The organism is Micromonospora sp. NPDC049274, assembly GCF_040678875.1.
Classification (GTDB): Bacteria; Actinomycetota; Actinomycetes; order Mycobacteriales; family Micromonosporaceae; genus Micromonospora.
Map to the genome: position 1 here is coordinate 430335 of NZ_JBFAQS010000001.1, position 17835 is coordinate 448169.

The following is a 17835-nucleotide window of genomic DNA, read 5'->3' on the forward strand; positions in this document are numbered from 1 at the left end:
GCCCTGGCCGATACCGCACGCCACCGGAAAAGGGGTACAGCTGGCGGTAGTGCCCCGGTGTTCCGCGGCCCTCGGCCCCTGGTAGGAACGGGGAATGGCGCGCAGCATCGCGAAGAACACCCGGGTCGACCGGGACACCCTGCTCGACTTCCTCCGGCCTCGGCACCGTGTCGTGCTGATGACCACCCGGGCGGACGGCCGGCCGCAGTCCTCGCCGGTCTCCGCCGGCATCGACGGCCAGGGCCGGCTCGTCGTGTCCACCTATCCCGAGCGGGCGAAGGTGACAAACATTCGTCGTGACCCCCGGGTCTCGGCCTGCGTGCTCTCCGACGACTGGAACGGCCCGTGGGTGCAGCTCGACGGCACCGCCGAGGTGCTGGACCTGCCCGAGGCGCTGGAGCCGTTGGTGGAGTACTTCCGCAGCATCTCCGGCGAGCACCCGGACTGGGACGACTACCGGGCGGCCATGGTGCGCCAGGGCAAGTCGTTGATCCGGGTCACCATCGACGCCTGGGGTCCCATCGCCACCGGCGGCTTCCCGGCCCGCCTCGCCGACTGACGCCCCTTCTCACTACGCGGCGGTGAGCGCCACCCCAGGTCCGGCGATGCTCGATCAACCGAACGCGCCCGCACCCACCGGGTGGGTTGGCGTGCTGTAGAGCTGCCCCAGATATGGGGCGGACGACGAGGGTGGCGTGTCCGCCGCGTGCGGGTGGCTGTCCTCTGCGTTGCCGCCCGCGTCTGCCCCATCTCTGGGGCAGCTCTACAGGGGGCGAGGGGAGGTAGGTTCCTCGGCCCCGACCGTCGGTTGCCGCGATGGTCAGTACGCGGCGGTGAAGCGGGCGTTGACGTACCGGGGCTGCTCGATCTCGTCGACGATCGCGACAGCCAGGTCCTCGTAGGTGAGCACCGACCGGCCCTGGTCGTCGGTGACCGGCTCGTCGGTGCCGGTGCGGTAGTGCCCGGTGCGGTCGCCTGGGTGGAACTCCAGTGGCGGCGGCGACACGTAGGTCCAGCTCACCCCGTCGGCGGCGGTGCGGTAGTAGTCCAGGGCGTCGGCCTGGCCCAGCGCCGCGTCCCGGTACCGCTCCGGAAAGTCCGGCTCGTCGAGGATGCGGGTGCCACGCGGCGTGAGCAGGGTCGACCCGCCGCCGAGGTGGATGATCCGCGGCGCGGACGGCACCGACCGCAGCGTGGTGACCAGGTTCTCCGCCGCGTCGCGCCACAGCCCGCGCTCGCCGCCGCCGATCGCCACCACCAGCGCGTCCGCGTCCGGCGCCAGCTCCCGGACACTGCGCTCGCTCGTGGCGTCGCCGGTGACGGTCCGTACACCGGCCGGCAGGTACGAGGTGGCCTCCGGGCGGCGGACCGCGGCGATCACCCGGTGCCCCCGGTCGACCGCCTCGGCGGTGACCCGCGACCCGGCGGTGCCGCCCGCGCCAAACACGACAATGGTGCTCACCAGCTCAGGCTAGGGACCGGGCACCCCACCCGTCGGCGGAACGGCGATCCCGGTCAGTCGACGAGGGCGGCGTAGACGAGCTGGCGCAGTTGGGAGCGCAGCGGGTACGTGCTCGACGGCATGAGCTGGGTGAACAGCAGCGCGGTGATCTCCTCCGCCGGGTCCACCCAGAAGGCCGTGCTGGCGACCCCACCCCAGTAGTACTCGCCGACGCTGCTCGGCACCCGGCTCGGGATCGGGTCCTCGACCACCGCGAAGCCGAGACCGAAGCCGATCCCGTCGAGGGTGGTCTCGGCGAAGCCGCCGGTGGACAGCGTGCCCAGATCCTGTCCGCCGGGCAGGTGGTTGCGGGTCATGAAACGCACCGTGCGCGGCCCGAGCAGGCGTACGCCGTCCAGCTCGCCGCCGCGCAGCAGCATCTGGGTGAACCGGTGGTAGTCGGCGGCGCTGGAGATCAGGCCACCGCCACCGGAGAGCAGGCCGGGCTTGTGGTGCGCGAGCGCGCCGAGCCGGTCGTAGCGGACCGCCCGGCCGCTGCGCGGATCCGGTGCGTAGAGCGCGGCCAGCCGCTCGGCCTCGTCGCCCTCGACCCACCAGCGGGTGTCCGTCATGCCCAGCGGGCCGAAGATCTTCTCGGCGAAGAAGGCGTCCAAGGTCTGCCCGGAGACCACCTCGACCAGCCGGCCGAGCACGTCCGTGGCGACCGAGTAGCCCCACGCCGTGCCGGGCTGGAAGAGCAGGGGCAGCTCGCCGAAGGCCGCGCAGGCGCCTGCCAGGTCGACGTCCGCCGGCGGGTACAGGTCGTAGCCGGCCGCCCGGTAGAGCCCGTCGACCACCGAGGTCTGCATGAAGCCGTACGTCAGACCGGCGGTGTGGGTGAGCAGATGCCAGACCCGGATCGGCTCGCTGGCCGGCACGGTGTACGGCTTGAGCGTCGAGCCCTTCGAGTAGACCCGCAGGTCGGCGAACTCGGGCAGCCAGCGGCTGATCTCGTCGGTCAGCTCGAAGCGGCCCTGCTCCCACAGCATCATGGCGGCGACCGAGGTGACCGGCTTGGTCATCGAGTAGATCCGCCAGAGTGTGTCGGCCTCGACCGGGGCGCCCGACTCGCGGTCGGCCAGGCCGTACGTCGAGGAGTGCGCCACCTCGCCGCCCCGGGTGACCACCACCTGCCAGCCCGCCAACCGGCCGTCGTCGACGTATCTGCCGAAGTGGTCGTCGATCCGCGCCAGCCGCGCCGGGTCGAAACCGATCTGATCCGGGTCCGTGCTCCGAGCCACACTCACGTCGCCGAACCTACTCGGCGGTACGCCATCACCGGAAGGGGGCCGCCACCCGCGGGCCGCCCCGAGGGCGTCGGTGGGCGGCACTAGCCTGGCCGGATGCCGGAGTTGACCGAGGACGTGACCTTCCGCCACGAGGACTGGTACGCCGAGGAGCTGACCGACCGCCAGTTCGTGGCGTGCGAGTTCTTCGACGTGGACCTGACCGAGGCGGTGACCCGTGGCGCGGTCTTCACCGGCTGCACGTTCGGTAACGTGCAGTTCAACGCGTCCCGGCACCTCGACTCGGCGTTCACCCGCTGTGTCTTCCGGCGGTGCAACTTCTTCGAGGCCGAGTTCACCGGCTGCAAGCTGGTCGGGAGCACCTTCGTCCAGTGCGAGCTTCGCCCGCTGCGGGTCGACGGCGGCGACTGGTCGTTCGTCGCGCTGCCCGGCGCGGACCTGCGCGCCGTCTGGCTGAGCGGCGTGCGGATGCGCGAGGCCGACCTGACCGGCGCCAACCTCACCGGCGCCACGGTGGCCGGCGTCGACCTCTCCGGTGCGCAACTGCACAACTGCCGTCTGGGCGGTGCTGACCTGCGGCGCAGCGACCTCACGGCGCTGGACCCGACGTCTGTCGAACGAGCCGGCGCCATCGTCGACGCCGAGCAGGCTCTCGTCATCGCGCAGGCGCTCGGCTTCCGGATCGGCTGACACGGGCTGGCTCTCCGTCGATCTGCCACGAGACCGTCGGACGTCCCATACCGTCCCGATCCGGACTGGACAGGCCAGCCTGTCCCGATTTAGCGTGTCGACCACACCGGTGTGAACCTGAGCGGCCCACAGTGGACTGTCGATCCGTCGCGTGCCGTGGCGGCCGGGCGGCGGAGTGGAGGGGTCGGTGGCGGACGAGGACCGTACGCGGGATGGTGCGCGGGCCGGGGACGAGCCGACCGGGCGACCCGCGTCGCACCGGCCGCCCACCGTCGCCACCGGGCTGAACGGCCGCATGCTGCGCCGGCTCGCCCGTGCCCGGCAGCGGCGGCGCTGGGCGTTGGAGGGGCTCGGCGCGCTCGTCTGCCTCGTGCTGCTCGTCGCGTACCTCGGCACACGGTCCGGCCCGGAATCGGCCGGTAGCCCGGTCGGTGGCGCGGGTGGCATACCCGCCGGGGCCACTCGACCGACGGCCTTCCCGGCTGCCGACGGACACGCCACCGACGCCGGGCCGGCGCTGCCCGGCCTGCGCCCCCGGGAACGGCCGCCCTCGCCCGAACCGACCCCGTCGACGAGCACGCCCGCACCGCCTCCGAAAAGGCCGGGGGCGTCGCTGCTGTCGGTGAGCCGTGCCGAGGTGCCTGCCGAGGTCGACCTCACCGCCGTGGGCGTTCGCGATTGGATGCACTGGGGCCTGCGCGGCGGCACCTCGACCGTCCGCAAGCGCTCCGGATCCGGCGAGATCGTCGACGGAGGTGGGAGGGGCAACCGGATCGGCTGGGATGGCAACCAGGAGGTCGTCCGCTGGTCCGACGGCACGCCCGAGCGGTTCGACCGTGGCAGTTCCAACGGTGTCTACACCTGTGGTGTGGGCAACGGGTTCACGCTGGCGGTCGTCGGCAGCGGGGCGCCGCGTACCGTCCAGGTCTACGCCGGGATCTGGATGGCCCGGGGTCGGCTGGACGCGCGGCTGTCCACCGGCGGGCCGGTCGGCACCGCACGCCTGGAGGACCCGTACACCAGCCAGAGCGCGGTGTTCACCATCCGGTTCGAGCTGCCGAAGAACGCCCGGCTGGTGCTGACCTGGACCGTCGAGAAGGTCTTCACCGAGCACTGCGGCAACGTCGGGCTCCAGGCCGTCGCGCTGCGCTGAACCGGGCGGGGCGCGGGACAGTTTGTCCGTCGCCCTCGGTCGACAGCGACGTAACTTTCTGTGGTCCCCGTCTCACTTTCCACTGTGGAGGACCCGCAGATGAGCAGCAGTACCGCCCACCGCGTCCGTCCCGTCGACTCCTCCGGTGCCGACGACCTGCCCGGCGAGGTGCTCCGCGACATTCCCCTGCCGCCGTACGTGACGGGCGAGGACGCCCAGTTCGCGGTGCGTGCGGTGGTGGTGCACGCACCGCGGCGCTGGTCCGGCGGTGTGGTCTGCCGCAACGACGCCAGCCCACACCCGTGCCGGCTGCACCGATGGGGCACCCGAGTGCTGGCGCTGCGCGGGCTGCGGGCCGCCGAGATCGCCGCGCTCATCGAGCGCGGCGACCCCACGGCGGTGCCCCACACACCGGACCGTCCGGCCTGACACAGCCGTTCAGCAGGTGATCGGCTTGACCCAGGAACACTCGACGCCCTCCGGTGTACGCGGCGTCTCCGGCACCGCGGGCGGCGCGGCCCGTGCCGCGCTCGCGGCGTCCTCCCGATGGTCGGCCAGCGCCACGGCGATCTGGTCCTCCAGCGGCTTGACCGACGCCGTCAGGTAGTTGTTCAGCAGGATGGAGAACGCCAGCAGGTGGCCGTCCGCGCTGGTGACGTAGCCGGACAGCGCGGAGACGCCGGTGAGGCTGCCGGTCTTCGCGTGCACGTTGCCCGCCGCCGGGGTGCCGGCCATGCGGCTGCGCAGCGTGCCGCCGACGAACCGTTCCGGCTGCCCGGCGATGGGCAGCGCCGCGTACCAGGTGGCGAACCAGGGCTCGGCTCGCACGGCGGCCAGGAGGTCGACGAACTCCGTCGCCGGCACCAGGTTGCGGCGGGACAATCCCGAGCCGTCGCGCTGGCGCAGCGTCTCGGTGTCCATTCCGGTGTCGGCGACGTACTCGCTTATCGCCGTGAGACCTGCGGACCAGGTGCCCGCGCCGGACAGCACCCGGCCGATCTCCTTGGTCAGGACCTCGGCGTGCCCGTTGTTGGAGAGCTTGAGAAACGGCGTCATCAGCTCACCCAGGCTCATCGAGTCGTGCCGCGCCACCTGCTGGGCCGCCTCCGGGGTGGGCTCGCCGAGCACCGTCCGGCCGAGCACCCGTACGCCGTGCCGGCGTAGCGCCGCCCGGAAGACCTCGGCCGCGTAGCCGGTGGGCTCCCAGACGGTCACCCAGTCGCTGGCGGGCTCGTCGCCGACGGCGATCTGGCCGGTCACCACGATCGTGTTGCCGCCGTGCTCGCGCTCGATGGAGATCGAGGTGTCGCCCTCGCTCACCGTCTCGGCGCGATTGTCGATGTGGACGTACCCGGTCGACGGCGTGGTGCTGACCACCGGCCTGGCGCCGGCCCGGTCGGCGGGCGCGGCGTGCACGATCACGGTGCCCGCGTCGTAGTCGGTGTCCGGCGCGACGGTGAGAGCGGAGACCTGCGCGGCGTAGTAGTAGGGCTCGTCGTCCCAGGTCCAGTCGGGGCCCAGCCGGGTGCGGTCGTAGCGGGTGTCGTCGGCTACCAGGTTGCCTGTGACGACTCGGACGCCGTCGGCGGCGACCTGCGCGGCGAGGGCGTCGTAGTCGGCCGCGAGCATGGTCGGGTCACCGCCGCCGCGCAGGTAGAGATTGCCGGAGAGCAGCCCGGCGCGGCGCTTGCCTGTGGTGTGGACGTCGGTGCTGAAGTGGTGCCCGGGGCCGAGCAACTCCAGGGCGGCGGTCGAGGTCAGCAGCTTGGTGTTGGACGCCGGGACCAGCCGCCGGTCGCCGTTGCGGTCGTAGAGGGTCTGCCCGGTGTTCGTGTCGACGACGACCACCGAGGTCTGCGCGCCGGCCAGCCGGCTGTCGGCGAGGATCGTGTCGATGGTGGCGTGCAGCCGGGTCGTCGCGGGGGTGGGCGACTGGGCGGTGGCGCCGGACGCGCCGACGGTGGCCGCGGTGACGGCCAGCGCGAGCAGCGCGGCAGCGTGCGGAAAGAGACGACGATGCATGCGCCGATGCTGTCACGGAGGTAATCGCCAGAAAAGAGCCTCGGTCGAAGGTTATTGCCGCCGACGTCTACTTCGGTCCGCCGACCGACCTGTCGTGCCCACCCCAGTAGTGCCGCTGCGCGCCCATCACCAGCGGCGCCACCAACGCGGCGAGAGCCCCGCCGAGCAGCGGGAAGACGATGAACACCCAGAGTTGGCGTAGAGCGGTGCCACCCTGGAAGACGGCCGGCCCGAAGGCGCGGGCCGGGTTGACCGCCGCGCCGGTAAGCGTCACGCCGACCAGTTGGGTGGCGGCCAGGGCCAACCCGATGGCTACCCCCGCGACGCCCGGATTCTCGCTGCGGCTCGTCACGACCAGGACGACCAGGACGAAGAGGAAGGTCAGCACGATTTCCAGCACGGCGGCGCCGCCCCGGTTGATGTGCGCGCCGTACCCGTTCGAGCCCAGCGCCCCGGTCTGGTCCGCCACGTCACCCCAGCGGGTCAGCGCCCAGAGCAGGAAGCCGGCCACGGTCGCGCCGACGAACTGGGCGACCCAGTAGGCCACCGCGCCGATCAGCGTGATCTTGCCGGACAACAGCACGCCGAGCGTCACCGCCGGATTGACGTGACTGCCGGACAGGGGGCCGATCGTGTAGACGAGGGCCAGCATGACGAACCCGAAGGCCAGCGCGACGACCACCACGCCACCCTGGATCCGCGCGGCGACGGCCGCGCCCACGCCGAAGAACACCAGCAGCAGGGTGCCGAGGAACTCGGCGCCAGCACGACGAGCGTCATCCATGCACTCAGCGTAAGGATGATTCGGGCAAAACGGTGGGGGAATCCGGGTGCCGGGCGGGCCCTGCCCCCGCGCTCGACTGATCCGGCTCTATTTGACGGATCGCCTGGTGGCGGGCACCGTGGGAAGGGACGGGGCCCGTCAGCTGCCCCGATTCGATGCGACGGCGATGACCGTCCGTCCCTCCCGTCGCCTCCCACGCGCGCTCGTACGCGGGCCGACTGTCCGGTCCGCGCGACAACCGACCGCGAGCCGAGAATCCACGAGGAGTTCCGCAAATGCTCACCATGACCGACAACGCCGTGCTCGTCATCCGTGACCTGGCCAACCAGCAGGACGTGGCCGAGGACGGTGGTGTCCGGATCGCCGCCGACGCCGACGCCGGATCGCTCACCGTGGAACTGGTGCCCGAGCCGGCGCAGGGCGACCACGTCGTCGACAACCAGGGTGCCCGGATCTTCCTCGACCCGGACGCCGCCGAGCTGCTGGGCGACGCCTCGGTGGACGCCACCGTCGACGACGAGGGAATCATCCAGTTCGGGTTCACCGAGCAGCAGTAGCCGGTAAGCAGCGCTTCCTGGGCGGTTCTCACCGCAGCGCTTCCTGGGCGGTTCTCACCGCAGCGCTTCCTGGGCGGTTCTCACCGCAGCGATCGCCCTCGCTGCGGCGGGCCCGACCGGGGGTTCCACCCGGGCCCGGTGGTGTCGTCCGGTCGGGACAGCGCGGCGAGCACGTGTGCCAGGTGGTGCGACGTGCTCCACGCCGTCCAGGTGGCGATCGACCCGGCGCCGGCGCCCCGGCGGGCGCGGCGCAGCAACTCGTGGTCGCCCCACGAGAAGGCGGCCCCGGTGCGCGACCAGTGCGGCGCCGACACCAGCGTGCGACACAGGTCGGCGAAGCGGTCGTCCCCCCGGCCGCCCCGACGTGACCAGCGGTAGACCCACCAACAGTCGTCGGCGGTGTAGCGCACGGTGGGCATCCGGTCGCCGGGATCGCCGGAGTCCGACAGCGCCGGCCCGACACCGTAGTCGCCGTAGTCCACCCCGACGTCGGCCAGCCGCCGCCAGAGCTGCCAGTCCCAGCGCTCCAGCCGGACCGGCTCGTCTACGAGCAGCCGGGACAGCGTCGGCGGCATACCGCCGGCCGCCACCGTCGCCGAGCGCCAGGCGTGGCGACGAGCCCAGTCCAGCAGCCGGCGTACCCGCGGCTCGGCCACCCGCACGTCCGCCGGGCAGCACACGTCGCCGGCGTCCACCAGCAGGTCGCATTCCTCCGGCGCGAGGCCGGTGAGTCGCCAGATCCGCTCGACGGCTGTGGTGTCCGCGTCCGGCCCCGCCCGGTCGTGCGCGGTGCGCAGCCGGAGCAGCGCCCCCCGCGCGTACGCCCGGGCCGCCGTCCCGTGCGCGACCAGTCGCCGGTCACCCTCCGCGAGCCCGATGACGGGCATCAGCGGTACGCCCCACCCGGCCAGCTCCGTGTCGGGCGACTCGGGCAGGGCGGTGACGTCGACGGCTGGCAGCAGACCGACCGGCAGCCGGCGCAGTGCGTCAATGGTGGAGCGATCGACGGCGCTGATCTCCAGGATCGGGGCGAGTAGCGGGGCGACGGCCGGGTCGAGGTGGTTCAACGCTTCCAGCTCGCCGCGTCGGCGGCTGGCGAGGATGGGGCGGTAGACAGGTTCCGCCGCCCGGCCCCCGGGGGCGGGCACCATACCTCAATGTAGTCAGGCATTCGCATACGTCCACAGGTTTCGGGTCGAAAATCCGCTGCCCGGCTGTCGGTTCGGCGACCGAAAAGAGCGCACGGCGCCGCTTCGACCGTGGTCGGAACGTCGCCGCGCTCTGGCCGTCTCCCACCACCGCAGCCGTTCGGCGGTACGCCGGCGGGGACCTGGCTCGACCGGCCGCTTGCGCCGGTCTGGGTTTGTCGATCCCCGCTCGGCGCGGATCCAAACCTGCCGACCGTGGGGAATTCCACCATCTGCCAGTCCCGGCGTGACGCGCGACCGAACGGGGTATGAGCAGGCCATGGAGCATTTCACTATCGCGACCGTCGCCGAGAAGAGCCCGGACTTCCGGCGGGTGCTGTGGACCGGCGAGCACACCCAGCTGGTGATCATGACCATTCCGCCGGGCGGGGAGATCGGCGAGGAGGTGCACGAGGGGATCGACCAGATCCTGACCTTCGTCAGCGGGACCGGTGAGGCCCGGGTCGCCGGGGCCACGAAGGAGGTCGTTGCGGGCGACCTGGTCGTGGTGCCGTCCGGAACGAAGCACAACTTCGTCAACACCGGCCCGAACCCGCTGGTGCTCTACACCGTCTACGGCCCTCCCGAGCACGCCGACCAGGCCGTGCACCACACCAAGGAGGAGGCGGACAGGGCCGAGGAGGCCGGCGAGGACGAGCCGCCGACCGCGTGACGGCGGCAGTCTGATCCGGGCCGAAGCGGGTACGCCCCGCGGGTGCAGCAGCCGCCGATCTCCGACTACGGATTTCTGTCGGACTCCCGCTCCGGCGCGCTTGTCGGCAGGGACGGTTCGATCGACTGGTGGTGCCCGCAGCGGTTCGACAGCGCTTCGGTGTTCGGGCGGCTGCTCGACCCGAACGGGGGGTACTTCCGGTTGGCGCCGGTTGGCGCCGGGGGCCCCGGCTACCGGGTCGAGCGTGCGTACCGGCCGGACACGCTTGTGCTGCGCACGGTGCACCACACTCCGCAGGGCAGCGTGGCGGTGACGGACGCGCTCGCCGCCGAGATCGGCGCCCGCGCCCACGACCTGGGCAAGAACTCACCCGCCGTGCTCATCCGGGTGGTCGAGGGCCTGTCCGGGCGGGTCCGGATGGCGCTGGACTTCGCCCCCCGCCCGGAGGACGGGCTGCTCACGCCGTACCTGCACGAGCGGCCCGGCGGCGGGGTGCTGGCCGGCGCCGGTCCGGTGGTGCTGGTGCTGCGCGCCGGAGACCTGCCGCTGCGGGCCGGTCGGGACCGGGTGACCCACGAGTTCGAGATCTCCGCCGGCCAGGTGGTCGGGATGGACGTGGCGTTCGGGCAGACGTACGGGACGCCGCCCGTCCGGCTGGACCCGCTGGCCGCCCTCGCCGAGACGACGCGGGCGTGGGAGGCGTTCCGGGAGACGCACGGGTACTCCGGCCGCTACCCCGAGCTGGTCCAGCACAGCGCGACGGTGCTCGGCGGCCTCACGTACGCCCGGAGCGGGGCGGTGATCGCGGCCCCGACCACCTCGTTGCCGGAGCGGATCGGCGGCGATCGCAACTACGACTACCGCTACTCCTGGCTGCGGGACTTCTCGCTGACCATGCGCGCACTGTGGGTGGCCGCGTGCCCGGACGAGACGTCGCGGCTGTTCGCCTGGGTGGCCCGGTCGATCGGCCGGGTCGGTGACGAGCCGGTGCCGGTGGTCTTCGGCGTGGAGGGCGAACGTGACGTCTCCGAGCACCACTGCCATCACGTGCGCGGATACCGCGACAGCCGGCCGGTGCGGATCGGGAACGACGCCTGGCGGCAGCGGCAGCTCGACGTGCCGGGTGAGGTGATGTCGGCGGTGTGGAGGCTGCGCGACTACCTCGGCACCCCGTTCGAGGAGGAACTGCGGGAGATGGTGCTCGGGCTGACCGAGCAGGTCGCCTCGACCTGGCATCTGCCCGACCGGGGCATGTGGGAGACCCGGGGCGAGGAGCGGCACTACCTCTCCTCGAAGGTCTCCTGCTGGCTGGCCATGGACCGCGCGGTGGGGCTCGCCGACCGGCTCGGTGATCGGGCCGACCCGAGCCGCTGGGCCGGCGTACGCGACGAGATCCGCGCGGCGGTGCTGCGCGAGGGATGGAACGACCGGATCGGCGCGTTCACCGGCGCGTTCGGCTCGCCTGAGCTGGACGCCTCGGTGCTGGCGCTACCGGTGGCGCACTTCCTGCCGGCCACCGATCCGCGCATGAGGTCGACGATCGCCGTGGTGGAGCGGGAGTTGGGCACGGACGACGGGCTGGTCCGGCGGTGGACGACCGACCCGGCCGGTTTCCTGCTGTGCTCGTTCTGGCTGGTGGAGTGCCTGGTGATGGCGGGTGAGCAGCGCCGTGCCGAGGAGCTGTTCGAACGGGTGGTGGGCAACGCCAACGACGTGGGCCTGTTCAGCGAGCAGATCGACCTGACCAGCGGCGCGCAGCTCGGCAACATGCCGCAGGCGCTGTCGCACATCGGGCTGATCAACGCGGCCTGGCGGCTGACCGAACCGGAGAGCTTCTGACCGGCCCGTCGGAATCCGGCGACTACCGCTCAGGCCAGCACGGGTACGCCGGAGACGTCGACCGTCTCCGGATACTTCAGCCCCGCGCCGGTGTTGAGCACCACCACCCGTTCCCCGGCGCGGATCCAGCCACCGGCGCGCAGCTGCCGGGCCGCGGTCAGGCAGGCCGCGCCCTCCGGGCAGAGCAGCAGACCCTCGCGGGCCGCGAAGTCGCGCAGGTCGGCCAGGATCTCGGCGTCGTCGACGGCGACCGCGGTGCCGGCGGACGCCCGCAGCGCGGCCAGGATCAGCTCGTCGCCCAACGGGGACGGCACGGTGATGCCGAACGCCACCGTGTGCGCGTCCTCCCACGGCCGGGCCCGGGACTCGCCGGCGGCGAAGGCCCGCACGATCGGCGCGCACCCGGTCGACTGCACCGCCACCAGCCGGGGCAGCTTGTCGCCGACCCAGCCCAACTCGCGCATCTCGTGCAGCGCCTTGTGGATGCCGATCAGGCCGACCCCGCCACCCGTCGGATAGATGATCACGTCGGGCACCTGCCAGCCGAGCTGCTCGACGATCTCGTACCCCATCGTCTTCTTGCCCTCCAGCCGGTAGGGCTCGCGCAGCGTGCCGGCGTCGAAGATCGCCCCATCGGACTCGGCGATCAGCTCGGCCACCCGGCGGCCCGCGTCGCTGATCAGCCCATCCACCAGGCGCAGGTCGGCTCCGGCGGCCACGCACTCGCGGCGGCAGATGGTCGGTGCCGCCAGCGGCATCACGATGGTGGCGCCCATCCCGGCGCGCGCCGCGTACGTCGCCCACGCCGAACCGGCGTTGCCGTTGGTGGGCATCGCGATCCGCTCGACGCCCAACTCGTGAGCCCGACTCACGCCGACCGCCGCGCCGCGCGCCTTGAACGAGCCGGTCGGGATCAACCCCTCGTCCTTGACCATCAGGTCCGCGATGCCGATCTCCGCGCCGTACGACGGGGTGCGCAGTAGCGGCGTCCAGCCCTCACCGAGCGTGGTGACGTGCCGGGGATCGGCGACGGGCAGCAGCTCCCGGTACCGCCACAGGTCGGCCGGGCGCAGGCCGAAACGCTCCGGGGTGACCGCCTTCGCCACCGCCGGCAGGTCGTAGCGGGCCAGCAGTGGCGAGCCGCACCCGCAGAGGTTCTGTAGCTTGTCGGCGGCGTACTCCAGGCCGCAGTGTGGGCAGTCCAGGTGGGTCAGGTACACGTCGCTCCTCGCCGTCAGGCCGCGTCGATCCTCAGCCACCGTCGGCTGCGCCGGCCCGGCTCGTAGACCGAGTCCAGCCGCTTGGCGACCACCCCGGGCAGCCCCTGCTCCCGCCCGGTGCGCAGGGCGTCGTTGCCGGCACCGGGAAACCACGGCGGAGTCTGCCAGTGCGTACCGGCCAACGCCAGTCCATCGAGCAGTTCCCGGCGTTGCGCGTACGGGACGTCGACGCTGCTCACGCCCTCCAACCACAGCAGGTCGACGAGCAGGTACGCCGCACCGGCCGGGACCCGGCCACCGTTGGCGGGGCGAGCGGGTCGCACCCGGCCGGAGCCGTCGATGCGGACCAGCACGCCGTCGAGCACCGCCTCGGTGGGCGCGAGCGCCTCGGCCAGCGCGCGCAACCACGGGTAACCGCCGGTGATCTCCTCGTCGGTCTCGGAGAGCAGCCGCAACCGCCCGCCGGAGACGTACGCCATCGCCCGAACCCCGTCCCAGCGCAGCTCGTACCCCCACGCGTCGTGGTCGCGAGGCAGCCCGGCGGCGGGCGTGGTGTGCATCGGGCGGATCAGCTCGGGCATCGGCGTCCAGCCCGGCGGCGGGGGATCGGTGCGGCGGATCATCCAGTCCCGGCCACCGGTGGCGAACAGCGCGTAGCGGCCGGCGGTGCGGTCACCGGAGAGCGTCACGATGACCTCGTCGTCGCGCCACTTCTCGCAGCGGAACGTGCCCCGGTCGTGGATGACCATCCGACCGCCCCCGTACTCGCCGGCGGGGATCTCGCCGGAGAAGTCCAGGTACTCCATCGGGTGATCCTCGGTGTGCACGGCGAGGTGGTTGCGGCCCGGGTCGCGGGGCAGACCCCGGGGCACCGCCCAGGACGCGAGCACGCCCTCGTGCTCCAACCGCAGGTCCCAGTGCAGGCTGCGCGCGTGGTGCTGCTGGATGACGAAGCGCCCGGCGCTCTCGTCGGGCCCCGTCGCCGTGGGGCCGCGCTCCGGCACGGGCTCGGGCGTGCGGGCCGCGTCGCGCCGACGCCGGTACTCCTCCAGCCGGTCCGTCACACCGGCATTCTCCGGCAAACCGATCCATTGCGCTGGCCACCGGAGTGTCCGGTTCGCTCGGCGTCCGGGGGCGCGGCGGGGTAGAACGGACCTCATGGACCTCAGCGACCAGCCCACCGCCCTGCTCCCGGGTGACGTGCGGATGCCTCTGCTCGGCTTCGGCACCTGGCAGGCCACCGGCCAGGCGGGTTACGACGCGGTGCTGGCCGCGCTCGACACCGGCTACCGCCACCTCGACACCGCCACGGTGTACGGCAACGAGCGGGAGGTCGGCCGGGCGGTCCAGGAGAGCGGGCTGCGTCGCGAGGACGTCTTCATCACCACCAAGCTCCCGCCGGACCGGACGGGCCGGGAGCGCGAGACGTTGCAGGCCAGCCTGGAGGCGCTCGGTGTCGACCAGGTGGACCTCTGGTTGATCCACTGGCCGCCGTCGTCGCCGGCGGACAGCATTCCGCTGTGGCGTGAGCTGCTGGCCGCCCGGGACGAGAACCTGACCCGCGCCGTCGGGGTCAGCAACTACAGCACGGGCGAGATCGACGAGTTGATCCAGTCGACGGAGGAGAATCCGGCGGTCAACCAGATCCGGTGGAGCCCCGCGCTGTACGACAGGCAGCGGCACGCCGAGCACCGGGACCGGGGCGTGGTGCTGGAGGGGTACAGCCCGTTCAAGACCAGCGACCTCAGCGATCCGGTGCTGACCAGGATCGCGGCGGCGCACGGCGTCTCACCGGCGCAGGTGGTGCTGCGGTGGCACATCGACCACGAGATCGTGGTGATTCCGAAGTCGGTGACTCCGGAGCGGATCAGCGCCAACTTCGACGTCTTCCACTTCTCGTTGACGGCGGAGGAGATGCGCGACATCGACGCGCTCGGCGACGCCTGAAACGGCGGAATCCTTCACAGTGCGGCCGGCAGGTGAAGGCTATCGACATCGACGCTCATGACGGTATAGCGTGCCGTCATCACGTGCGTCGATGCGTGTGAACCCCTCGCCGCTGGAGGACCGCCATGGCCCGATCTCCGTCCGTCCGTCTGCGCCGCCGTGGGGTGCTCGGCATCCCCGCCCTGGTGGCCGCCGCGCTTACCACTCTCGCCGTCCGACCGGCCCCGGCGAGCGCCGCCCCGAAGGCCGAGTGCCTGGCCGACCTGCTGCGGGACTCCTGATGGCGACCATCCCGTGGCTCGTGGACGTGCTGCGCGGCGCCGGGGTCCAGGTCGTCGTCGAGGGCGACTGGCTCAACCGGATGCGGCCCGGCTCGTTCGACCCGATCGGGGTGCTCTGGCACCACACCGCCTCGACCTCCAGCGCCAGCAACCCGCACCCGGCGCTCGGCATCTGCATCAACGGCCGCTCCGACCTGGCCGGCCCGCTCTGTCAGGCGCTCGTCGACTACAACGGCGTCTTCCACGTCATCTCCGCCGGCCGCTGCAACCACGCCGGGGTCAGCGGCGGCAGCGGCCCCATCCCCGCCGGAGACGGCAACACCCTCATGATCGGGTGGGAGATCGACTACAACGGTGTCGACCAGCAGATGACCACCGCGCAGTACACCTCGTCGATCGCCGCCACCGCCGCCGTACTCACCCGGCTCGGCCGGGACAGCAGCTACGCCCGGGGGCACCGGGAAACCAGCACCACCGGCAAGATCGACCCATCCTTCATCGACCTGAACGTGATGCGCGCCGACGTGGCGGCGAAGATGGCCGGCGGCGGCACGGCCTGGTCGTCGACTGTGGACAACACGACCTCGGGCCGGTTCACCGCCAGCGCGAACTGGGGCGTCTCGACGTTCTCCAGCCAGCGGTACGGCGCCGACTACCGCTACGCCGACCCGGTCGCGGCCAGCGACCCCGCCTGGTACCGGTTCAACGTGCCGGCGGCCGGCAACTACCGGGTCGAGGCCTGGTGGCCGACGAACAGCGGCTACAACAGCGCCACCCCGTACATCGTCGCCACCACCACGGGCAACAAGACGGTGTACGTGGACCAGCGGGTCACCGGCGGGCAGTGGCGGGTCCTGGGAACCTTCGCGCTGCCGGCGGGGGACGCCAACCGGGTGGCGGTGAGCCGCTGGAGCAACGCCACCGGCCTGGTGATCGCCGACGCCGTACGCCTCACCCGGATCTGATCCGAACGGCGCCGGTCGCCGACGGAAGGGAGGTGCGCTGTCCACCCGGCAGCGCACCTCCCTTCCGGCGTCGAGGGCTTTCCTCTGGCCCGGCGGGGTTGGCACCTAGCGGACGTGCACCTTGCTGCCAGTGCCCGACCGGTGACTTCCGCGCCGGCCGCGGCCATCCTTGTCCTACCGGGCTGAACGAGCACGGCGAAGACAAGGCCAAGGAGTGCAGATGCGGCAGGCGTCAACAGTGGCCACGGCGACGAACCAGGGAGTGCTGTCGATGGCCGCCCGTTCGTCGGCGCTCGGGCCGACCGCCGCCGGCTCCGCGGCTCCTGCGATCGACGGGGGAAGTGAGTGGGGATGAGTGCGCCTGTTCAAGGCCGAGCTGAGGCCGGCCGAACCCGTCGGTGTCGCGATCGCACCGGAACAGGTCAGTGATCTGATCTGGACTCACGCCGATCCTGGCGACCAACTGGAGTATCTGCGGGTGCGGGTCTTCGACGACCACGCGACAGTCGTCCTCTTTCTCCGCACCACCGGTGGGCAGTGCCCACTCCTGACGGCCGTTGGTCTCCTCGAACGGACGCTTACCGCCCCCGCACTGCGGGGCTGGGAGATTCGACAGTAAGTGAATTGGCCTGACTCGACGACGTTTCGACAAACGTCGCCGCGCTGAACCGTGCCCACCAAAACCGCTTTAAGGAGTGGAATGTTCGGAAAGACAATCGCCATGCGTCGTGCCGTCACCGGATTGCTCGGTGTCACCCTCGCCACCATCGCCGCGGTGGCCAGCGCCCCCAGCACGGCAATGGCCGCACCGCCCACGCCCGTCTTCAGTTCCGCCATCGACGGCTACGCCTCCTACCAGGGCCAGGAGATCTGCGACCCGACCAACAAGCCCGGGGTGGTGAGCTTCAAGGACCTGCTGAAGTCGACCTACGGCGACCGCGACTGGGGCATCTCCCGGGACTGCGACACGGGCGACACGAGCGAACACAAGGAGGGCCGGGCGCTCGACTACGGCTTCGACGTGAACGACAGCGCCGAGCGGGCCCAGGCCGACGACTTGATCAACTGGCTGCTCGCCACCGACCAGTACGGCAACAAGCACGCCATGGCCCGCCGACTCGGCATCATGTACATCATCTGGAACAAGCAGCAGTGGCGGGCCTACGATCCGTCCGCCGGCTGGCAGCCTTACACCGGAGAGATCCCGCACACCGACCACATCCACTTCAGCTTCAGCTGGTCGGGTGCGAACAAGCGCACCTCGTGGTGGTCCGCCAACCCGGTCGGCCCAGGCTCGGAGGACGTGCCGATCTCGGGTGACTGGGATGGCGACGGCGTCGAGACCGTCGGTGTCTTCCGGCCGAGCAACTCGACGTTCTACCTTCGCAACATCAACGGCGGGGACGCCACGTCCATCTTCAAATTCGGTCACGGCCCCTCGGGCGACATCCCGGTCGCCGGTGACTGGGACAACGACGGCAAGGACACCGTGGGTGTGTTCCGGCCGGGCACGTCGACGTTCTACCTGACGAACGGCACCACCAGCACCGACGCCACCTTCAAGTTCGGGCATGGCCCGTCCGGCGACCGCCCGGTTGCCGGTGACTGGGACAACGACGGCAGGGACACCGTGGGTGTGTTCCGGCCGGGCACGTCGACCTGGTACCTGACCAACGGCACCACCAGCACCGACGCCACCTTCAAGTTCGGGCATGGCCCGTCCGGCGACCGCCCGGTTGCCGGTGACTGGGACAACGACGGCAGGGACA

General features: G+C 71.8%; 20 protein-coding genes. 13 read left to right on the forward strand and 7 right to left on the reverse strand.

The features are described 5' to 3' along the window. Positions 1 to 94: 94 nt before the first annotated feature. The gene (locus AB0K10_RS01925) at positions 95 to 559 is read left to right on the forward strand and encodes a PPOX class F420-dependent oxidoreductase (RefSeq protein ID WP_358153847.1); all 465 of its coding nucleotides are present in this window, start codon (positions 95 to 97) and stop codon (positions 557 to 559) included. A gap of 261 nt (positions 560 to 820) precedes the next feature. On the opposite strand, the gene AB0K10_RS01930 is transcribed toward AB0K10_RS01925, so the two are convergent. Beyond that, positions 821 to 1462 (reverse strand): NAD(P)H-binding protein, encoded by a 642-nt coding sequence (locus AB0K10_RS01930; protein WP_363678980.1) that lies wholly within the window; start codon positions 1460 to 1462, stop codon positions 821 to 823. Positions 1463 to 1515: 53 nt separating this feature from the next. Further along, a complete protein-coding gene (locus tag AB0K10_RS01935; protein WP_363678982.1) occupies positions 1516 to 2748 on the reverse strand; it encodes a serine hydrolase domain-containing protein in 1233 nt (410 codons plus the stop codon). Between the two features lie 96 nt (positions 2749 to 2844). On the opposite strand from AB0K10_RS01935, the gene AB0K10_RS01940 reads away from it, so the two are divergent. The 3 genes from AB0K10_RS01940 to AB0K10_RS01950 all read left to right on the forward strand — a co-directional run bounded on the left by AB0K10_RS01940 (position 2845) and on the right by AB0K10_RS01950 (position 5020). Then, positions 2845 to 3438 (forward strand): pentapeptide repeat-containing protein, encoded by a 594-nt coding sequence (locus tag AB0K10_RS01940; RefSeq protein WP_363678984.1) that lies wholly within the window; start codon positions 2845 to 2847, stop codon positions 3436 to 3438. A 187-nt stretch (positions 3439 to 3625) separates the two neighbouring features. Next, positions 3626 to 4591, forward strand: a complete 966-nt coding sequence (locus AB0K10_RS01945) for a hypothetical protein (RefSeq protein WP_363678986.1) — start codon at positions 3626 to 3628, stop codon at positions 4589 to 4591. A 99-nt stretch (positions 4592 to 4690) separates the two neighbouring features. Continuing rightward, the gene (locus AB0K10_RS01950; RefSeq protein ID WP_363678988.1) at positions 4691 to 5020 is read left to right on the forward strand and encodes a hypothetical protein; all 330 of its coding nucleotides are present in this window, start codon (positions 4691 to 4693) and stop codon (positions 5018 to 5020) included. A gap of 9 nt (positions 5021 to 5029) precedes the next feature. Here the strand turns inward: AB0K10_RS01950 and dacB are convergent, their stop codons facing one another. Beyond that, on the reverse strand, positions 5030 to 6613 hold the full coding sequence (gene dacB, locus AB0K10_RS01955; RefSeq protein WP_363678990.1) for a D-alanyl-D-alanine carboxypeptidase/D-alanyl-D-alanine-endopeptidase: 1584 nt from the start codon (positions 6611 to 6613) through the stop codon (positions 5030 to 5032). A 67-nt stretch (positions 6614 to 6680) separates the two neighbouring features. Then, complete coding sequence (locus AB0K10_RS01960; protein WP_363678992.1) at positions 6681 to 7397, reverse strand: aquaporin; 717 nt, start codon at positions 7395 to 7397, stop codon at positions 6681 to 6683. Between the two features lie 275 nt (positions 7398 to 7672). On the opposite strand from AB0K10_RS01960, the gene AB0K10_RS01965 reads away from it, so the two are divergent. Beyond that, entirely contained in the window at positions 7673 to 7954 is a 282-nt protein-coding gene (locus AB0K10_RS01965) for an adhesin (protein ID WP_363678994.1), read from the forward strand. 80 nt (positions 7955 to 8034) lie between these two features. Here the strand turns inward: AB0K10_RS01965 and AB0K10_RS01970 are convergent, their stop codons facing one another. Beyond that, positions 8035 to 9105, reverse strand: coding sequence for a hypothetical protein (locus tag AB0K10_RS01970; protein ID WP_363678996.1), 1071 nt, complete (start codon positions 9103 to 9105; stop codon positions 8035 to 8037). A 316-nt stretch (positions 9106 to 9421) separates the two neighbouring features. On the opposite strand from AB0K10_RS01970, the gene AB0K10_RS01975 reads away from it, so the two are divergent. Both AB0K10_RS01975 and AB0K10_RS01980 read left to right on the forward strand, forming a co-directional pair. After that, positions 9422 to 9814, forward strand: a complete 393-nt coding sequence (locus AB0K10_RS01975) for a cupin domain-containing protein (protein WP_363678998.1) — start codon at positions 9422 to 9424, stop codon at positions 9812 to 9814. 42 nt (positions 9815 to 9856) lie between these two features. Next, positions 9857 to 11653, forward strand: coding sequence for a glycoside hydrolase family 15 protein (locus AB0K10_RS01980; RefSeq protein WP_363679000.1), 1797 nt, complete (start codon positions 9857 to 9859; stop codon positions 11651 to 11653). Between the two features lie 29 nt (positions 11654 to 11682). On the opposite strand, the gene AB0K10_RS01985 is transcribed toward AB0K10_RS01980, so the two are convergent. After that, complete coding sequence (locus tag AB0K10_RS01985) at positions 11683 to 12873, reverse strand: threonine synthase (protein ID WP_363679560.1); 1191 nt, start codon at positions 12871 to 12873, stop codon at positions 11683 to 11685. Positions 12874 to 12887: 14 nt separating this feature from the next. Further along, positions 12888 to 13937 (reverse strand): DNA polymerase ligase N-terminal domain-containing protein, encoded by a 1050-nt coding sequence (locus AB0K10_RS01990; RefSeq protein ID WP_363679002.1) that lies wholly within the window; start codon positions 13935 to 13937, stop codon positions 12888 to 12890. A gap of 94 nt (positions 13938 to 14031) precedes the next feature. On the opposite strand from AB0K10_RS01990, the gene AB0K10_RS01995 reads away from it, so the two are divergent. From AB0K10_RS01995 to AB0K10_RS02020, 6 genes are all read left to right on the forward strand, one after another. Next, positions 14032 to 14820: an aldo/keto reductase gene (locus AB0K10_RS01995; RefSeq protein ID WP_363679004.1), complete on the forward strand. Its 789-nt coding sequence runs from the start codon at positions 14032 to 14034 to the stop codon at positions 14818 to 14820. 125 nt (positions 14821 to 14945) lie between these two features. Then, positions 14946 to 15101: a hypothetical protein gene (locus AB0K10_RS02000; protein WP_363679006.1), complete on the forward strand. Its 156-nt coding sequence runs from the start codon at positions 14946 to 14948 to the stop codon at positions 15099 to 15101. After that, positions 15101 to 16066: an N-acetylmuramoyl-L-alanine amidase gene (locus tag AB0K10_RS02005; RefSeq protein ID WP_363679008.1), complete on the forward strand. Its 966-nt coding sequence runs from the start codon at positions 15101 to 15103 to the stop codon at positions 16064 to 16066. The genes AB0K10_RS02000 and AB0K10_RS02005 overlap by 1 nt, the downstream gene beginning before the upstream one ends. Before the next feature lie 220 nt (positions 16067 to 16286). After that, positions 16287 to 16421: a hypothetical protein gene (locus tag AB0K10_RS02010; protein ID WP_363679010.1), complete on the forward strand. Its 135-nt coding sequence runs from the start codon at positions 16287 to 16289 to the stop codon at positions 16419 to 16421. Beyond that, positions 16422 to 16685, forward strand: coding sequence for a hypothetical protein (locus tag AB0K10_RS02015; RefSeq protein ID WP_363679012.1), 264 nt, complete (start codon positions 16422 to 16424; stop codon positions 16683 to 16685). Positions 16686 to 16766: 81 nt separating this feature from the next. Then, positions 16767 to 17835: VCBS repeat-containing protein (locus AB0K10_RS02020; protein WP_363679014.1), on the forward strand; the 1069-nt coding region annotated here is incomplete at its 3' end.